The 16,810-nt window shown below is 64.0% G+C and carries 14 protein-coding genes; 12 read left to right on the top strand and 2 right to left on the bottom strand.

Translation table 11 applies throughout. The features are described from left to right. The 7 genes from HMPREF7215_RS05030 to HMPREF7215_RS05000 form a co-directional block, all read left to right on the top strand. Nucleotides 1-586: YadA C-terminal domain-containing protein (locus tag HMPREF7215_RS05030; RefSeq protein WP_009164604.1), on the top strand; the 586-nt coding region annotated here is incomplete at its 5' end. Between the two features lie 258 nt (nt 587-844). Then, entirely contained in the window at nt 845-1,879 is a 1,035-nt protein-coding gene (locus tag HMPREF7215_RS05025; protein WP_009164603.1) for a dipeptidase, read from the top strand. Between the two features lie 58 nt (nt 1,880-1,937). Then, nucleotides 1,938-3,872: a S9 family peptidase gene (locus tag HMPREF7215_RS05020; protein WP_009164602.1), complete on the top strand. Its 1,935-nt coding sequence runs from the start codon at nt 1,938-1,940 to the stop codon at nt 3,870-3,872. Between the two features lie 275 nt (nt 3,873-4,147). Beyond that, the gene (locus HMPREF7215_RS05015) at nt 4,148-5,041 is read left to right on the top strand and encodes a DMT family transporter (protein WP_009164600.1); all 894 of its coding nucleotides are present in this window, start codon (nt 4,148-4,150) and stop codon (nt 5,039-5,041) included. A 68-nt stretch (nt 5,042-5,109) separates the two neighbouring features. Then, entirely contained in the window at nt 5,110-6,252 is a 1,143-nt protein-coding gene (locus HMPREF7215_RS05010) for a M20/M25/M40 family metallo-hydrolase (RefSeq protein WP_040550547.1), read from the top strand. A gap of 77 nt (nt 6,253-6,329) precedes the next feature. Beyond that, a complete protein-coding gene (locus HMPREF7215_RS05005; protein ID WP_009164598.1) occupies nt 6,330-6,875 on the top strand; it encodes a GNAT family N-acetyltransferase in 546 nt (181 codons plus the stop codon). A gap of 13 nt (nt 6,876-6,888) precedes the next feature. Further along, on the top strand, nt 6,889-8,019 hold the full coding sequence (locus tag HMPREF7215_RS05000) for an MmcQ/YjbR family DNA-binding protein (RefSeq protein ID WP_009164597.1): 1,131 nt from the start codon (nt 6,889-6,891) through the stop codon (nt 8,017-8,019). 52 nt (nt 8,020-8,071) lie between these two features. On the opposite strand, the gene HMPREF7215_RS04995 is transcribed toward HMPREF7215_RS05000, so the two are convergent. Further along, nucleotides 8,072-8,713, bottom strand: a complete 642-nt coding sequence (locus HMPREF7215_RS04995) for an HAD family hydrolase (RefSeq protein WP_009164596.1) — start codon at nt 8,711-8,713, stop codon at nt 8,072-8,074. Nucleotides 8,714-9,040: 327 nt separating this feature from the next. Between HMPREF7215_RS04995 and HMPREF7215_RS04990 the strand changes: the two genes are divergently transcribed. From HMPREF7215_RS04990 to HMPREF7215_RS04970, 5 genes are read left to right on the top strand one after another with little or no spacing between them, the layout of a single operon-like run. Next, entirely contained in the window at nt 9,041-9,529 is a 489-nt protein-coding gene (locus tag HMPREF7215_RS04990) for a hypothetical protein (RefSeq protein WP_009164595.1), read from the top strand. Nucleotides 9,530-9,538: 9 nt separating this feature from the next. Next, nucleotides 9,539-10,255 (top strand): sulfite exporter TauE/SafE family protein, encoded by a 717-nt coding sequence (locus HMPREF7215_RS04985; RefSeq protein WP_009164594.1) that lies wholly within the window; start codon nt 9,539-9,541, stop codon nt 10,253-10,255. 32 nt (nt 10,256-10,287) lie between these two features. Continuing rightward, on the top strand, nt 10,288-11,367 hold the full coding sequence (gene tal / locus HMPREF7215_RS04980) for a transaldolase (RefSeq protein WP_040550539.1): 1,080 nt from the start codon (nt 10,288-10,290) through the stop codon (nt 11,365-11,367). 30 nt (nt 11,368-11,397) lie between these two features. Continuing rightward, complete coding sequence (locus tag HMPREF7215_RS04975) at nt 11,398-12,180, top strand: hypothetical protein (protein ID WP_009164592.1); 783 nt, start codon at nt 11,398-11,400, stop codon at nt 12,178-12,180. A 52-nt stretch (nt 12,181-12,232) separates the two neighbouring features. Continuing rightward, nucleotides 12,233-15,100, top strand: a complete 2,868-nt coding sequence (locus HMPREF7215_RS04970; RefSeq protein WP_009164591.1) for a UPF0182 family membrane protein — start codon at nt 12,233-12,235, stop codon at nt 15,098-15,100. A gap of 237 nt (nt 15,101-15,337) precedes the next feature. Here HMPREF7215_RS04970 and HMPREF7215_RS04965 read toward each other — a convergent pair whose 3' ends face one another. After that, complete coding sequence (locus HMPREF7215_RS04965) at nt 15,338-16,801, bottom strand: YjiH family protein (protein WP_009164589.1); 1,464 nt, start codon at nt 16,799-16,801, stop codon at nt 15,338-15,340. Between the last annotated feature and the right edge of the window lie 9 nt (nt 16,802-16,810).

Below are 16,810 nucleotides of genomic sequence, written 5' to 3'. Positions count from 1 at the left end.
CATCCGCGGCGGCACGTATCACAACGTCGGCGACGCTTTGAGCGCCGTAGACACACAAATCAACAACATCTACAACAACTTCGGCAACGTCTACAACCAAATGGGCAGCCTGCGGCGCGACATCAAGAACGTCGGCGCGCTCGGCTCGGCGCTAAGTGCTTTGAAACCGATGCAGTACGACCCCGTCGAACCCAGCCAGCTCATGGCCGGCTTCGGAGCGTACAAAGGCGAATACGCGCTGGCCCTCGGCTGGGCGCATTACCTGAAGGAAGACTTCATGGTCCACGCCGGCGTGTCGGTCACCCATCACGGCGAGTCGATGGCCAACGCCGGGCTGACGTGGAAGATCGGCCGCAAGGAAGACAAGGAAGCGATCCCGGCGCGCTACCGTTCCGGCCCGATCAGCAGCGTCTACGTGATGCAGAAGGAAAACGCCGAACTGCAGGCCGAGGTGTCTTCGCTCAAGCACGAACTCGTCGAGAGCAAAGCCAATCAGGCGCGCGAGATCGCCGAGGTCAAGGCGGAAATGGAGGCGCGCGTGGAGCGCCTCGAGCGCCTGCTGCGCGCTTCGGGCAAGATCAGGTAAAAGCGGGGAACAAACTGCCGCGGACGAAGAAAAGCAAAAAACGCGATACACGCCGCCGTTCCGCGGCGGAAAAACAAGCACCGCACCGAAGAGCCGCGGCGAACGATCAATTCTCGTTCGCCGCGGCTCTTTTCGTGAAAGGCGCTTCCGCGAAACGGGGCGGTCGTCCCGGGAGCGCCGTTTTTTTCCTTCACCATGGGGACGCGATAGAGCTTTCGCGTTATAATCATGGCAGTATTTCGCCAAGGAGGGAATTTTATGGACATCACCCCGGAATTGAAGGAGCGGGCGCAGGCGCTGCACCGCGATTGTTTTGTGGCCGACGCGCACTACGACCTGCTCAACCTGCTCGCCGCCAAGCGCCTCGAGGGCGGCAGGACGGACGTTTTCAGGACGGATTATCTGGAAAAGATCCGCGCCGGCGGCGTCGACCTGCTGATCTCGTCGATCTTCATCGACGACCGGCACGTGCCGGAGATGGCGCTGCGACGCGCGCTCGACCAGATCGCCTGCATGTACGAGGAGCTGGCGCAGTGCCCCGACCTGGTCCTGTGCCGCAGCGTCGCGGAGATCCGCGCCGCCCGCGCGGCGGGAAAGATCGCCCTGCTCCTGTCGTTCGAAGGAGCCGAGCCGCTGGGCAACGACCTCAATCTGCTGCGCGCCTTTTACGAGCTGGGCGTGCGCGGCATCGGCATCGTCTGGAGCCGCCGCAACTACGCCGCCGACGGCTGCTTCTTCCAGCCGCGGCGCGAGGGGCGCAAGGGCGGCCTGACGGACTTCGGCGCGCGGCTGGCCGACGAGGCGGAACGGCTGGGCATGTATCTGGACGTTTCGCACCTCAACGACGAGGGGTTCTGGGATCTCTGCGCGCTCACCAAACGCCCGTTCATCGCCTCGCACTCCAACTGCCGCGCCCTGACGCCGGTGACGCGCAACCTGACCGACGAGCAGATCGCCGCGCTCGCGCAGCGCGGCGGCGTCATGGGCATGAACGCCTGCAGCGACTTCGTGCGGCTCGACGCGGGCGGCGCGGGGCGCGCGGATCCCGACGAACTGGCGGCGCACGGCGCGCACGTCAAGCAGGTCGCCGGCGCGGAACACCTGTGTTTCGGCTTCGACTTCTGCGACGAGTTCCGCGTCGGCAACAACCGCGAACCGAAGGACGCGGTGCCGTTCTACGACGAGAGCTGGCGGCTGACGGCCGCTCTTTTGGCCCGCGGATTCAGCGAGAACGAGGTTCGCGGCGCGCTCGGCGAGAACCTGCTGAAATTCCTGGAACGCACGATCGGCTAAAGGCCGGCGGCGCAGGCTGATTTTTCTCAATACATTCCCTCAAAGGAGATTTTTTCGCATGAGACCGGTACAACACGACGACCTGTTAAAGTTCAAGTTCCTCTCGCGCCCTGCGTTTTCGCCTGACGGCGGCAAGATCGCCTACGTGGTCAGCTCGGCGAACTTCGACAAGAACAATTACGACAGCGCCCTGTGGCTTTACGACCTCGCCGCGGACAGCGGACGGCAGCTGACGTTCACGAACTCCGAGAAGTTCTTCGCCTGGAGCCGCGACGGGCGCGAGCTGATCTTCGCTTCCGGGCGCGGCGACGTGCCCAAGGACAGCACGCGCTTTTACGCGCTGCCGCTTGACGGCGGCGAGGCGCGCGAACTGTTCACGATCGACCGTCCGGCCAGCGCCATCGCCGACCTCGGCGGCGGCCGCTGGCTGGTGACGGCGACGTTCGAGCCCGTCTACGACAATCCCGAAGGCGCCGACTACTACGTGATCGAGCAGCTCCCTTTCACCGCCAACGGCAAGGGCTTCGTCTGCCAGCGCCGCACGGGGCTGGCCGTGTACGACGCCGCCAGCGGCGGCTTCACGCGCGTCACGCCCAAGCATATGGAAGTGGCGCGCTGCCATCTCAGCGACGACGGGCGCAAAGCCCTGCTCGTCGCCGTCGAGTATACGGACGTGAAGCCGACGACCAACCACGTCTACGAGCTCGACCTGGGCACGGGCGAACTGTCCTGCCTCAGCGAAGGGCTGACGTTCGGCTTCAAGGACGCCGGCTGGTACAAGGACGGTGCGCTGGTCACGGGCAGCGACCAAAAAACTGTCGGCGTGAATCAGAACATCCAGTTCTTCTTCCTTAAGGGCAAAAAGCTCGACGCCGTCACGCCCGATCTCGACAGCAGCCTGCGCAACGCCGTGGGCAGCGACTGCCGCTACAACACGGCCGATCAGGAGGGCGGCTTCGCCGTCGAGGGCGGGCGCGTGATCTACTGCGCCACCGAGGGCTTCCGGAGCCGACTCTACGCGCTCGAAGCCGACGGTTCCATCTCCGCTTTCACCAACGGGACCGACACGGTGGACAACTGGGACTGGAAAAACGGCGCGGCGGTCATGACGGGCTTCAAGGGCCTGCAGCTGCAGGAGCTCTATCTGCTCGAAAACGGCCGCGAGCGTCAGCTGACACGCCACAACGAAGACGTTACGAAGGAGCTCCAGCTTTCCGCGCCCGAACACGTGAGCTACGAAAACGAGGGCTGGACGCTCGACGGCTGGTACATGAAGCCCGTGGGCTATGAGGAAGGCAGGAAGTATCCGACGATCCTGCACATCCACGGCGGCCCCAAGAGCGCCTTCGGCGGCGTCTATTTCCACGAGATGCAGTGCTGGGCCGCGCGCGGCTACGCCGTGATCTACTGCAACCCGCGCGGCGGCGACGGACGGCCCGGCGGTTTCGACGACATCCGCGGCTTTTACGGCGTCAAGGATTACAGCGACATCATGGCGTTCACGAAATGGTGCGTCGCCAACCTGCCCTTCGTCGACGAGAAGAACGTCGGCGTCACGGGCGGCTCCTACGGCGGCTACATGACCAACTGGATCGTCACGCAGACGGACTTTTTCAAAGCGGCCGCGGCGCAGCGACCGATCAGCAACTGGGTGTCGAAATTCGGCAGCTGCGACATCGGCTACTATTATGTGGAAGACCAGCACGGCGGCCGCCCGTGGGACGCGTGCGAACAGGCCTGGCAGGAATCGCCGCTCAAGCACGTCGCCAACGTCAAGACGCCGCTGCTGCTGATCCAGTCGCAGGAGGACTTTCGCTGCGAGCGCGACCAGTCGTTCCAGATGTTTACCGCGCTCAAGGTGCTGGGCGTGGAATGCCGCATGTGCCTGTTCAACGGCGAGAATCACGAGCTGAGCCGCTCCGGCCGCCCCAAAAACCGCCTCGCCCGCCTGCGCGAGATCGCCGCGTGGTTCGACGGCCATCTGAAAGGCTAGGATCCCAAACGAAGAGAACGCGCCGCGTTTTTCGCCCCGCTTTTGATGTTCCACGTGGAACATTTCACACAAACAAAGTTGCCGCAAGCCTTGACAGCGCACCTAAAAAGAACGGAACGCTCCGCCCGCCGGAGTTCGCTTGGACCGGGACAGGCGGAGCCTTCGCGGTTCGGTCGGACGCGCCGCCGGCGCGCCGGATTTTGCCGCCGCGTTCTTTTACAATCGTCGTCAAAAGCGATCCGCCGATGTGACTGCGAAGGCAAGGAGGAATCGCCGTGAGATCTCGTTCCGTCATTTATCTGGCGCTGGCAGCCGGCGTGTTCATGTTGTCCGCGTCGGGCGTTTTCGCCAAGGTCGCCCGCGCGCCGGCGGGTGTCATCGCCTTCTACCGGCTCTTTTTCGCCACGCTGGCGCTGCTGCCGTGGCTGTTGAGCCACAAAAACGACCGGCGCGAGCTGCGCTCGCTCTCTCCGATTCAATATGCGGAAGGCGCGCTGGCCGGTTTTTTCCTCGCCGTTCATTACGTGATGTGGTTCGAGTCGCTGCGCTACACGTCGGTCGCCAGCTCCACCGTGCTGGCGGCGCTGCAGCCGCTGTTTTCGGTGATCTGGGGGCGGCTGTTCCTCGGCGAAAGGCTGGGCGCCCGCGCGCTGACCGGCGGCGCGATCGCCATCGTCGGCTCGGCGGTCGTGGGCTGGAGCGATTTCAGCGTCAGCAGCCAGTCGCTGTGGGGCGACCTGCTGGCGCTCGTTTCCGGCGGCGTCATCAGTCTGTACTTCTTCTGCGGGCAGATCCTGCGCCGCCGCATGGGCGCTGTGCCCTATTCGGTGCTCAGCTACGGCAGCAGTTCGGCCGTGCTGGCGCTTTACGCGCTCTTCATGGGGCATCCGTTCACCGGCTACGCGCCCGGTACGTGGGGCGCGTTCCTCGGTCTGGCGCTGATTTCGACGATCGGCGGGCAGATGGTGTTCAACGTGCTGCTCAAGTGGATCACGGCCACCACCGTCACCATGGGGATCCTCGGCGAACCGGTGGGCACCTGCTTCCTCGCCTGGCTGTTCCTCGGCGAAACGCTCTCGGCGCGGCAGGCCGCAGGCATCGCCGTCATCCTCGCCGGGCTGGCGCTGTTCTTCGCCGCGCAGAGACAATCGCAGGCGGAGCGCGCGTGAGCTCCGCCGCGGTCTTTCGGCCCGGCGGCGAAGAAAAAAACGAAGCGTTTGTGCAAGGAGGTTTCTTCATGAGAGCTCTGGAAAAGAAAATTTACGATTATCTCGAAGCGCACAGGGAAGACATCGTCGCCGACCTCGCCGCGCTCGCCCGCGCCGAATCGCCGACCGGGGACAAGGCGGCCGCCGACGCGTGCGTGCGGCTGCTTGCCTCGCTCTACAAAGACCGCCTCGGCGCCGCGACGCAGTTCGTGCCGCAGACGGAAGTGGGCGACCACATCGTCACCGAGATCGGCTCGGGCGACCGCACGCTGCTGATCGTCGGCCACTACGACACGGTCCACCCTTTGGGAACGGTGCCGGTGCACCGCGAAGGCGACGTCCTCTACGGCCCCGGGGTGGTCGACATGAAGGGCGGCGACATCTCCGTGATCTGGGCGCTAAAAGCGCTTCAGGAGCTGGGCGTGAAGCTGGACAAGAAAGTTCTGATCGTCAACAACTCCGACGAGGAAACGGGATCGTTCCATTCCCGTCCGCTGCTGCTGGAAAAGGCGAAAGAGGCTTACGCCTGCATCGTCGCCGAGCCGGCCGTGGCGAAAAGCGGCCTGATCAAGGTCAGCCGCAAGGGCGGCGGCCAGATCCTCATCAAATGCTGGGGCAAGGCGGCCCACTCCGGCAACGATCCGCGGGGCGGCGTCAACGCCAATATCGAGCTGGCGCATCAGATCCTCTTCGCCGAGAGCCGGTCGGATTACGGCCCCGGCGGCAGCACGTTCAGCGCCAACGTGATCCGCGGCGGAACAGCGGACAACGTGGTCTGCGATTACGCCGAAGCGGTCGTGGACTGGCGCATGTGCGTGCCCGAGGAAGTCGAACGCGGCCGCGCCGTTTTCGCCGGGCACGGGGCCGTGCTGCCCGGCGCGCGCGTGGAGTTCGAGATCAAACTGTCTCACCCGCCGCTGGCCGAGTGCGAGGCCAACCGAAAGCTCTTCGCGCTGCTTCAGCAGGTCGGCGCCGACCTTGACATGGAACTCGAGGCGTCGCCCATGGTGGGCGGCTGCTCAGACGGCAACGACATTTCCGCCGCCGGCGTGCCCACCATCGACGGCATGGGCGTGGTCGGCGACTTCATGCACAACCCGCAGGAGCAGGTCTATCTCGACCAGCTCGTGCCCCGCGTGGCCATGATGGCGTCGTTCATCAGCCGCGTATGACACGGCGTCTCCGGCGAACAGCCCGGAGACGCCAAGAAAGGACCGCGATCGAAATCACGGCAAAGAAAGGTAAAAAGATGAAATATTTTCGTAAAACAACGCTGAGAAACGGAAGCCTCTGCGTTCTGCGCAGCGCGGCCGCCGAAGATGCCACCGCGTTGCTGGAGCAACGCCGGTGCGCCGCGGTGGAAACAGACTTCATGTTGCGTTACGCCGATGAGATCGCCGTCGACGCCGAAGCGCAGCGGCGTTCTATCGAGGCGTCGGAGGCCAGTCCCACGGAATTGCTGCTGATAGCCGAAGTCGACGGCGTGCTGACCGCCAGCGCCGGTTTCGCGCCGCCCGTTCCCTGCGAAAAATGCCGTCATCGCGCCAGCGCGGGATTGTGCGTGCTTCGCGCCTACTGGGGGTGGGGAATCGGCTCCCTGCTCATGGAATCACTGCTCGAGTGTGCCCGCGCGGCCCAGTTCGAACAACTGGAACTGGACGTAGTAACGGGTAACGAGCGGGCCGTCGCGATGTACCAGCGCTTCGGCTTCGTTACGTATGGCGTGCGCGAGAAAGCTTTCCGTTTGCGTGGCGGCGGGTACCAGTCTCTGTATCTGATGGCTCTCGAGCTTTAATGGAGGCGCCGGAATGACCCTCGAGAGCGAGATCTTCCAGCGGCGGCGGCCCGACTTTTCGCGCTTCGAGGCCGCCGGCCTGAAGAAAGACGGGCGGGAGTGGCGTTGTTCGCGCGTCTTCATGGACGGACAGTTCCGCGCCGACATCCGCGTCGACGCCAAAGGCGAGGTGCGCGGGCGCGTCTACGACCTCGACACCGGCGACGAATACCTGGCCGTGCACATCCCCAGCCAGTCGGGAGCTTTCGTGGCCTCGGTGCGGCAGGCCTACGCGGACGTTTTGCGCGAGCTGGCACAGCAGTGTTTCACCGCGCACGATTTCGTCGCCGACCAGTCAAACCGAGTCGCCGCGCTGATCCGCGAGCGCTTCGGCGATCCGCCCGAGTTCCCGTGGCAGGGCGATTCGTCCGCCGTGTTCCGCGAGCCGCGCACGCGCAAATGGTACGGCGTGATCATGCGCATCGGCCGCGACAAGCTCGAACCCGGGAAAGACGGCGAAGTCGACGTGCTCAACGTCAAGGCCGACGCCGCGGACGTGCCCGCGCTCCTGAAAGAACGGGGCGTTTTCCGCTGCTACCACATGAACAAAAAATACTGGGTCACCGTCGCGCTCGACGATTCGCTCGGCGACGGGCGCGTCATGGAATTGATCGAGGCCAGCCACGCTTTCGCGGCCCGCGGTTCGGGCAAAAGTTCCGCCGCGCTCAGCGACGGGGCCTGGCTCGTGCCCGCCAACTACAAATATTACGACGTGGAAAAGGGCTTCGCCGAAAATCCCGTGCACACGTGGAAGCAGACCGCCCGCGTGCGCCCGGGCGACCTCGTCTACCTGTACATCGGTTCTCCCGTGTCGGCCATCTACTGCAAGTGCCGCGTCCTCGAGACCGACATCCCTTACGACTACGACGACGGCGCCGTGCGCATGAGCAGGGTCATGCGCCTGGCCATGCTGCGCTGCTACGGCCGCGAACTGCTGCCGATGGCGCTGATGAAAAAATTCGGCGTCCGCGCCGTGCGCAGCGCCCGACGCATGCCCGAAGCGCTGCGGCGCGAGATCGACCGCCTCGAAGCGGAGGATCCTGAAGCGCCGCCCGCCGCGGGGAAAAAGCCGAAACGGCTGCCGAAGACGCGCCGAGCCAAATGAAAATCGCCGGAAACGGCTCCTTGGGAGATCCGTTTCCGGCGATTTTCGTCTTTTAAAGCAGTCCTTCGCCTTTGAGCAGCGGGACGAATCCGCGAAGATCGGCGACGATCCGCCAGGCTCCGGCCCGGTTCAGCGTCTCGGCGGAATTGCTGGCGAGCACGGCGACGCTGCGCATGCCGGCGCGGCGGGCGGCCTCCACGTCAATGGGCGTATCGCCCACGTAAAGGGCCTCTGCGGGGGCGCAGCCCAGCAACTCGGCTCCCCTGAGCAGCACGTCGGGCGCGGGTTTGGGGCGCGCCACCGCGTCGGCGCCGACCACGCAGTCCATCAGGTGTTCGAGATGCTTGACGCGGATGACGCGGAGCGGCGCGATGCGGTTGGAAGCGCAGCCCACTTTGACGCCCAATGCGCGCAGTTCCGCGACGCATTCGACGGCGCCCGCCGCGGGCGTCATCATCGCCGCTTCGTAAGGCGCGCATTCTTCGACGTAATATTCGCCGTATTCGGGGCGCTCGTCGCCGAGCAGCACCCGCCAGAAATCGCGCGAATTGTAGCCGATCACCTCCAGCAGACGCTCGCGCGTGCAGCGGGGACGGCCGAAATGATCGGCGATCTTGTTGACGTTCGCCAGCAGCGCGCCGCTGGTGTCGATCAGGGTCATGTCGAAATCGAAGAGCACCGCTCTGATGGTCATGAAAAAACTCCTTTGCCTGCCCGATGTTGAACTCATATCCTACCACATTCCCGGCGCAAAACCAATCGCGCCGCTCGGTGTGCGGAACGAATCCCCTTGCAGCCGGCCATTCGGCCGACGATTTTCGGATCGGATGTTCCATGTGGAACATTTTCCGCGGCGGACGGGATCGAACGGCGCATGGTTTAAGCGGCGCCGAACGCCCCCCGGGAACGACTTTCAACAAGGTCTTTCAATTGCCTGCGAGCATCAGTGCCAAAAGCGGCGCGACAGGATATAATGAGACCGTTGTATTGTGTTTGCCTTGCGACAGGGGGAGCGATCTTCATGATCTACGATGTGACCAGAGACCTGGCGGCCGGAGAAGACCTGCCTTACGAAAACGACTGCGTGATGATCTTCCGCACGGGGCACGGCGGCGTGACCGTGAAATTCGACTCGGGCGTTTCGCGCGCCGAGGGCGCCCGCATCCTCGCCCGCCTCGCCGCGGCGCTGGCACGAGACGATACGGCGGAACGGGAAACTGCCGAAACCGTGCCGGAACAGCAGGATTTCAATTTCGGCGTCGTCGATCCCGACAGCGTCGCCGAAGACTTGGTGCGCTGGCGCGACGGTTACGCGGCCTACAAGCTCGAAGGCGGCGGCTGGTGGTGGGTGAAATGGCGCGACGACACGGGCGAACGCTGGGGGCTCAGCGGCCCGCTGATGGGCTCGGTCGAAGTGCGCAAGGGGCCGTTCGACAGCTTTGACGACACGCTGGCCAATCTGATGCGGTTCCGTTCCGAGGGCGCCGCGTCGGAGCCCCTGCAGGGCTGAGCCGCTGCGATGGATGGGGCGCATCTTCTCGCGGCGGCGGGCGTCGTCTTTTTCGGCGGCGCCGTGCAGGGCGTGGCCGGATTCGGCATGGGCATGATCAGCGTGCCGGCGCTGCTGCGCTTTCTGCCGCCGGCGGCGGTGACGCCGTTGTCGTTGATCGTGGGAACTTTCATGAATTTCTTCTTTTTCTGGAACTTGCGGCGCAATATCCGCATCGGCTTGATCCTGCCGATCCTGGCGGGCGCGGCGCTGGGCGTGATGCCGGGGATCTGGGCGCTGGAAACGGTGCCGGAAGGGCCGTTCAAGACGGCGGCGGGGCTTTTTATCGCGCTGGCGGGCGCGCTGCTGTGGCTGGGATGGAAATGTCCCGTGGAAAAACGCCCGCTGCAACTGGGCGTCGGTTTCGCCAGCGGCGTGCTGAGCGGCGCGCTGTCGGTCTCCGGCCCGCCGGTGGCGATCTTCCTCGCGGCCGGCAGCGTGAGGAAAGACGTGTTCCGCGCCTCCGTGTCCGTGTTCTTTTTGACGCTGAACCTGCTCACGCTGATCGGGCTGGCGCAGCAGCGCCTGCTCGGCCCCTCTCTGCTGAAAGAAGCGCTGGCGCTCGTGCCGCCTGTGCTGGCCGGCGCTTTGGCGGGGCTGCGCCTGGCGAAGCACGTGTCGGAAAAGCTCTTCCGCGTTTTCGTGATGACGATGATCGTCGTCTCGGGCCTGTCGCTGCTGCTGTGACGGCGCCAATTTTTCAAAAAGGAGCGTTCTTCATGAACGATATACTGCACCAAACGTACGCGCTCGGACAGAGCGTCTGGTACGATTCCATCAGCCGCGGGGCGATCCGCGGCGGCGAGCTGAAGAAGCTGTTGGAAGCCGGCGTGCGCGGCGTCACCACCAATCCCGCCATCTTCCAGAAGGCGCTGGCCGGTTCCGCCGATTACGACGCCGACGTCAAAGCGCTGATCGCCGCCGGCAAAAGCGACGCGGAGATCTACGACGCGCTGACGCTGAGCGAGGTGCGCGAAGCCTGCGCGCTCTTCCGCCCGCTGTGGGACGAATCGCGCGGCGGCGACGGCTTCGTCAGCCTCGAGGTCAACCCGCTCATCGCCGACGACCGCGACACCACGGTGTCCGAAGCGCTGCGCCTGTGGAAGGCTCTGGACCGCCCCAACGCCATGATCAAGATCCCCGCCACGCCCGCGGGCGCCGCCGCGCTGGAAGACGTGATCGCCGCGGGGGCGAACGTCAACGCCACGCTGATCTTCTCGCTGGAACAGTACACGGCCGTCGCCGAAGCATACCTCCGCGCGCTTGAGCGCCGCGCCGCCAGGGGGCTGCCGCTGGGGCAAGCTTCGGTCGCCTCGGTCTTCGTCAGCCGCATCGACACGGCGCTCGATCCCGTGCTGGCGGAAAAAGCTCCGGAACTGGCCGGGCGCATCGCCGTGGCCAACGCCCGCGCCGTTTACGCCAGGTTCGCGGAACTGTTCTCGTCGCCGCGCTGGCAGGCGCTGGCCGCCCAGGGCGCGCGCGTGCAGCGCCCGCTCTGGGCCAGCACGGGCGTGAAAAACAAAGTCTATTCGCCCACGCTCTACGCCGATTCCCTGATCGGCAGGGACACGGTGAACACGCTGCCGCCGGCGGCCCTCGAAGCGTTCATGAAGCAGGGGACGCCCGGTGCCACCGTGCGCACTCCCGGCTTTGCCGACGAGCTGGCGGCGCTGCCGGCGCTCGGCGTCGATCTGGCCGCCGTCACCGAAAAGCTGCTGGCCGACGGGCTGGCTTCGTTCGCTCAGTCCTTCCGCGACATGATGGGCATCATCGCCGCCAAGCGCGCGGCGCTGGCCTAAGCCACGACTTCCCCGAAAGGAGCCGCTCCTTTGAAATATCTGAAATCATGCCTCGTCCTGCTGTTTCTTCTCGGCGCTTCGGCCGCCTGGGGCGCGCCCGACCGCGGCCAGGAACTGTTCGGCGTGTTCCTGCGCAACCTGGCGCCGGAAAAAGCCTATTTCCAGCTCAGCTCGGCGCCGCGCGAAAACGGTTACATCCCCTGGGGCTATTTGGAATGCGTCAACGCCGACGTGCGCGGCATGCGCATCCGTTCGCTGAGAATGGACTGCTTCGACGCCCAGGTGACGCCGCCGGCGCAGTGGGCGGACATGGAGCATCCGCGCGTGGATTCCATGCTGGCCTGCCACGCCGAGGCGACCTTCACCGAGGACGACGTTAACGACTTTCTGCGCCGCCACGTTTTCGGCCACGAAAAAGAGTGGCAGAACGTGCGGGTGAAGATGAGCGCCGGCCGCATCAACGCCACGGCCTATTACCGCGCCGACCTGCGCCTGATGCGCCTCAAGATCCGGCTCGACCTTTCCTGTCGCATCGTTCCCCGCGGCACGGCGCTGTGGCTCGACGACATCCGCCTCAAGGTCAACAATCAGGAAGTTTCGGCGGGGACGGTCGAGCGGGCGCTGCAAAAGATCCAGCCCTTCATCGACATGAAAAAGTACAATCTGCCGCTGTACCTGAGCAAGGTCGAGTTCCGCGACGGTCAATGCTCGGTGCACAGCCGCATCCTCCCCAAGCCGCTGCCCGGCGGCCTGCGGTGGGACTACGCCGCTTCGCAGCCCGAAAAGAACGCGGCGGAAAAGCGGGCTTCTTGAAACGGCGCGGCCGCGCGCCGCTGAAAAACATCGAGCAGGGAGGTCTAAACCCATGAACTGGAACAATCAGGACGGAAACGGCCCCTTCGGCGGTTTTCCTTTCGGCGGGTTCCCCTTCGGCAACGGAGGTTCGGAACGCCGCGAACAGCGCCCCTCTTTCCCCAAAGTATCGCTGCCTTTCAGCAGGCGCACGCTGTTTTTGCTGGCGCTGCTGCTGGCCGTCGCCGTCGGGCTGCCGATGATCGCCTCGTTCCTCGCCGATTATTACTGGTACGAGGCCGAGCGCATCACGTCGGTCTTCTGGACGCGGCTGCTGCCGCAGTGGGCGCTGCTGGGCGTCTTTTCGGCCGTCGCCTTCGTCATCGTCTATCCCAATCTGCGCGCGGCGCTGCGCATCGCCCGCGGCATTCCCGGCGCGAACGACGTGCTTTCGCTGATCCTGAACCACAAATGGAGCCGCTGGCTGCCGCTGGCCGTCGGGCTTTTCATGGCCGTCAGCGCCGGTTCCGACTCCATGGGGCAGTGGCAGATGATCCTTCAGTTCGCGCACGGCGGCGCCTTCGGCGTGAAAGACGCCATTTTCGGCAACGACGTGGGATTCTACGTGTTCTCGCTGCCGTTCTGGAATTTTTTGCAGAACTGGCTCATGGATCTGCTGTTCAACGTGCTGGTCGTCTGCGGCGCGCTGTACGCCTTCCGCCTTTTCAGCGGCGCGCGCCTCGGCAGCGTCGAGATCCCCCGCCCCGTGCGCGCCCATGCGCTGACGCTCGGCGCCGTGCTGACCGCGCTCTGGGGGCTGTCGTATGTGCTGCAGCGCTATCTGCTGCTCTATAACCCCAACGGCGTCGTTTTCGGCCCCGGCTATACCGACATCCACGCCACGCTGCTGGCGCTGTCGGCGCTGGCCGCGCTGGCTTTCGCCGCGGCGGGGCTGCTGCTGTTCGCGATCAGGAGCAACCGCAGCTGGAAATTCATCGGCATCGTCGTCGGCGTCTTCGTCGTCTGCAACGTGGCGTTGCGCGGGCTCTATCCCGAGCTGGTGCAGCGTTATATCGTGGTGCCCAACGAATTCGAGAAGGAAAAGGAATACATCAGCAACAACATCGAGGCCACGCTCCACGCCTACGGCATGGACAAGATCGAGACCAGCGAAATCACGCCCGACGCGGGGCTGACCGTCGAGGACGCGGCGGCCGATCCGGAGACGCTGGAGAACATGCGCCTGTGGGACTACCGCGCGTTGCTGCGCAGCTACAAGCAGCTCCAGGAGATCCGCAGCTATTACGATTTCTCGGCCATCGACATCGACCGCTACACCATCGGCAGCAAGATGCGCCAGGTGATGTTGGCGCCGCGCGAACTGGACCTGAGCGGTATGCAAAACCGCACCTGGGTCAACCAGCACCTCGAGTTCACGCACGGCTACGGCATCGTCATGAACGGCGCGCGCGAAGTGGGACAGAACGGCCAGCCCAACCTCTGGATCAAGGACCTGCCGCCGGTCAGCGCCGTGGATCTGCCCATCAGCCGGCCGCAGATCTATTTCGGCGAGAATCCGATGAGCTACGCCTTCGTCAAAACGTCGGTGAAGGAATTCGACTATCCCATGGGCGAATCCAACGCGCGCAGCACCTACGAGGGCGACGGCGGCGTGCCCATCGGCTCGCTGTGGCGGCGTCTCGTCTACACGCTGGCGTTCCGCGACTCGAAGATCCTCTTCTCCGACGTGTTCACGCCCGAGAGCCGCGTCATCTACGAGCGCAACATCCGCGCCCGCCTCAGCCGCGCCGCGCCGTTTCTCGCCTACGATTCCGATCCCTACATCGCCGTGATCGGCGGCCGCATCGTCTGGATCGTCGACGCTTACACCACGTCGAGCCTCTATCCCTACTCGGAGCCGGTCGGCCAGCGCTACCGCCGCGGACGGCTCACCGGCGGCATCAACTATATCCGCAACAGCGTCAAGTGCACCGTCGACGCCTACGACGGCCACATGAAGTTTTACGTCATCGACGAGCACGACCCCATCATCGCCTGCTGGCGGCGCATCTTCCCCGCCCTGTTCTCGCCCGGCGGCGAGATGAGCGCCGAACTGCGCGCCCATCTGCGCTACCCGCGCGACCTCTTCTCCGTGCAGGCCAACATCTACCGCACTTACCACATGGCCGATCCCAACACCTTCTACAACAAGGAAGACGTGTGGAACACGCTGCAGGGCGAGGAGAACGAGGGCACGCTGTCGTCGTACTACGTGATGAACAAGCTGATCGGCGAGAGCAAGCCCGAGTTCCTGATGATGACACCCTACACGCCCGTGGGGCGCGACAACATGATCGCCTGGATGGCCGGCCGCTGCGACGGCGCCAATTATGGCAAACTCGTGCTCTACCGCTTCCCCAAGCAAACGCTGATTTACGGCCCCAACCAGATCAGCGCCCTCATCAACCAGACGCCGGAAATCAGCGCCCAGCTCTCGCTGTGGTCGCAGCGCGGCAGCGACGTGATTCTCGGCCATCTGCTCGTGGTGCCCGTCAACAACTCGCTGCTCTACGTGCGGCCGCTGTACCTCAAGGCCAGCCAGAGCGACCTGCCCGAGCTCAAGCGCGTCATCCTCTCCAGCGGCGGTCACGTCGTCTGGGACGAAACGTTCGAAGGCGCGCTGGAAAAGCTGCTCAACTACCGGCCCGGCGAGCAGGACGCTTCAATCTCGCTCCCGTCCGTTCAGACTCCGCCATCGGGCTTCCAGCCCGCGCTTCCCGTTGCCGGGGACAGCGAGATCCAGGCCCTGGGGCGTCAGGCGAAAAACGCCTGGGACCGCTCACAGCAGGCCCTGAAAAGCGCCGACTGGAACGCCTACGGCCAGGCCATGGGCGACCTGGAAAAAAGCCTCAACGCCATGTTCCCCCAAGGGATCCAGTAGCGTCGTATCTGTCGTATCAAAAAAGGAAAACGCACAACGCTCCGCCCGTCCCGATTCGTACGAAATCGGAGCGGACGGAGCGTTTATTTCTTTTGTCGTATTGATAAGGAAATCTTTGTGCCAACTGCGTTTGCGAAACGATGTTCCACGCGAAACATTGTTTTTCAGGCAAATATGAAGCGTCCGCAAGGATGGCGCCGATCGTTCGCTTTTTCGCAAAACGCGCCGCAGCTCGGATCAAAACAGCAGGTGCATGAACGCCGCCGTGATGGGGATGGCGATGAAGGTGCGCTCGAAGAAACAGATCACAAGATCGCTCAGCTTGAGAGGCAGTTTCGAGGCCAGCATGACGACGATAGTCTCCGAGAAGAAGATGATCTGACAAATGGAAACCGTGGTGACCATATAGCGCGCCTTGATGGAGAGCTCGCTCACCTTGTCTGCGATGAGCATGACGGGCAGAAACATCTCGGCGATGCCTACGGGCAGCGAAGGTGCGATGACTTCCGCGTCGGGCACGGCGCAGAGCTTGAGGATAGGGATGAAGATTTTGCCGATCCACTGGAACACCGGAGTGTACGTGGCGACGATCAGCCCGAGGATGCCCACGCCGGCCAGCAGCGTCAGGACCTTGGGATATACCGTCATGGCGTCGAGGACGCTGTCCCTGATCTCCGGCAAAAGCTTTCCGGCCGTATAAGCTTTTTTCTCGGCGCGCTCGAAGCCTTTGGCGATCAGGTTACCCGCGCCACGCTGGGCCAGAACCTCCGCCTCAGTCTGGGCGCGCCCGTCGACGTAAACGCTGCGTTTGTTCCGCAGTGGTGGCAAGCGGCAGATGACGGCGCTGATCATCAGCGTGATGACCAGCGAGCAGAAATAGACGCGCAGAAAGTAGTCGCCCAGCCCGGCGGTTTTGATGACCATGTAGGCGAACCCCACACTCACGGCGGAAAAGCCCGTGGCGATCAGGTCGGCCTCTTTCTCTGTGTACAACCCTTTGCGGTACTGCCGGTTAGTGATGAGCACGCCCACCGACGAGGAACTGACGAAGGAAGCGATACAGTTCACCGCGGCGTATCCGGGAACCTTGAACACGGGGCGCATCAGCGGCTCCATGAGCGTCCCCACCATGTCGACCAGACCGTAGTTCAACAGGAACGGCAGGAACACGCAGCTCACCGGAATGATCCACGCCACGCCAACGACGATGGCGGGCACGGCGGTGCCACCGGTGGCGGAGCTGACGATGAACTCGGGCCCCGTGAAAGCGGGGATCGTCGCGTCCATCGTGTAGATCAGCGTAAAGACGCCGCCCATCAGATAAAACACGGGATAGACGAAGGATTCGCCGCCGTAATACCTGCGCAGCCGCGAGCCTTCGGGCGCAAAGAACTTGCCGTAAACGCTGAGGACTCCGTTGACCGCGATGATGATCGTAATGCCCCAGAGCCCCACGTTGCCCAGCGCGCTGATGAAGTAGTTGTAGATATGGCCGAAGGGCACGTCGCTCTTGCCGTTGACAGTGATGTTGACGAAGAAGACGAAAATGGCGACCGCCGAAAAAAGAACGGCTTTCAGTGCGCCGACCGCTTTGCTCCGAAAGGAAAGTTCCAGCCGGTCCACCAACAGAATGTCGTTGAGGTTCAGCGACGCGCGTTCCTCCGCGGAGAGATTGTCATAGAGGATCTTGTCAGAGTTCATGGAATCCTC

It is taken from the genome of Pyramidobacter piscolens W5455 (genome assembly GCF_000177335.1).
GTDB classification, from domain to species: domain Bacteria; phylum Synergistota; class Synergistia; order Synergistales; family Dethiosulfovibrionaceae; genus Pyramidobacter; species Pyramidobacter piscolens.
The sequence above is the reverse complement of the archived record's forward strand: the minus strand, read 5'-3'. Positions and strand labels throughout refer to the sequence as shown.

Bases quoted from the DNA above. Each gene is read 5' to 3' on its own strand.
- HMPREF7215_RS05010 (WP_040550547.1), top strand. From the start codon at position 5,110: ATGAGAGCTCTGGAAAAGAAAATTTACGATTATCTCGAAGCGCACAGG.
- HMPREF7215_RS05020 (WP_009164602.1), top strand. From the start codon at position 1,938: ATGAGACCGGTACAACACGACGACCTGTTAAAGTTCAAGTTCCTCTCG.
- HMPREF7215_RS05000 (WP_009164597.1), top strand. From the start codon at position 6,889: ATGACCCTCGAGAGCGAGATCTTCCAGCGGCGGCGGCCCGACTTTTCG.
- HMPREF7215_RS05005 (WP_009164598.1), top strand. From the start codon at position 6,330: ATGAAATATTTTCGTAAAACAACGCTGAGAAACGGAAGCCTCTGCGTT.
- HMPREF7215_RS04995 (WP_009164596.1), bottom strand. From the start codon at position 8,713: ATGACCATCAGAGCGGTGCTCTTCGATTTCGACATGACCCTGATCGAC.
- tal (WP_040550539.1), top strand. From the start codon at position 10,288: ATGAACGATATACTGCACCAAACGTACGCGCTCGGACAGAGCGTCTGG.
- HMPREF7215_RS04965 (WP_009164589.1), bottom strand. From the start codon at position 16,801: ATGAACTCTGACAAGATCCTCTATGACAATCTCTCCGCGGAGGAACGC.
- HMPREF7215_RS04985 (WP_009164594.1), top strand. From the start codon at position 9,539: ATGGATGGGGCGCATCTTCTCGCGGCGGCGGGCGTCGTCTTTTTCGGC.
- HMPREF7215_RS04970 (WP_009164591.1), top strand. From the start codon at position 12,233: ATGAACTGGAACAATCAGGACGGAAACGGCCCCTTCGGCGGTTTTCCT.
- HMPREF7215_RS04990 (WP_009164595.1), top strand. From the start codon at position 9,041: ATGATCTACGATGTGACCAGAGACCTGGCGGCCGGAGAAGACCTGCCT.
- HMPREF7215_RS05025 (WP_009164603.1), top strand. From the start codon at position 845: ATGGACATCACCCCGGAATTGAAGGAGCGGGCGCAGGCGCTGCACCGC.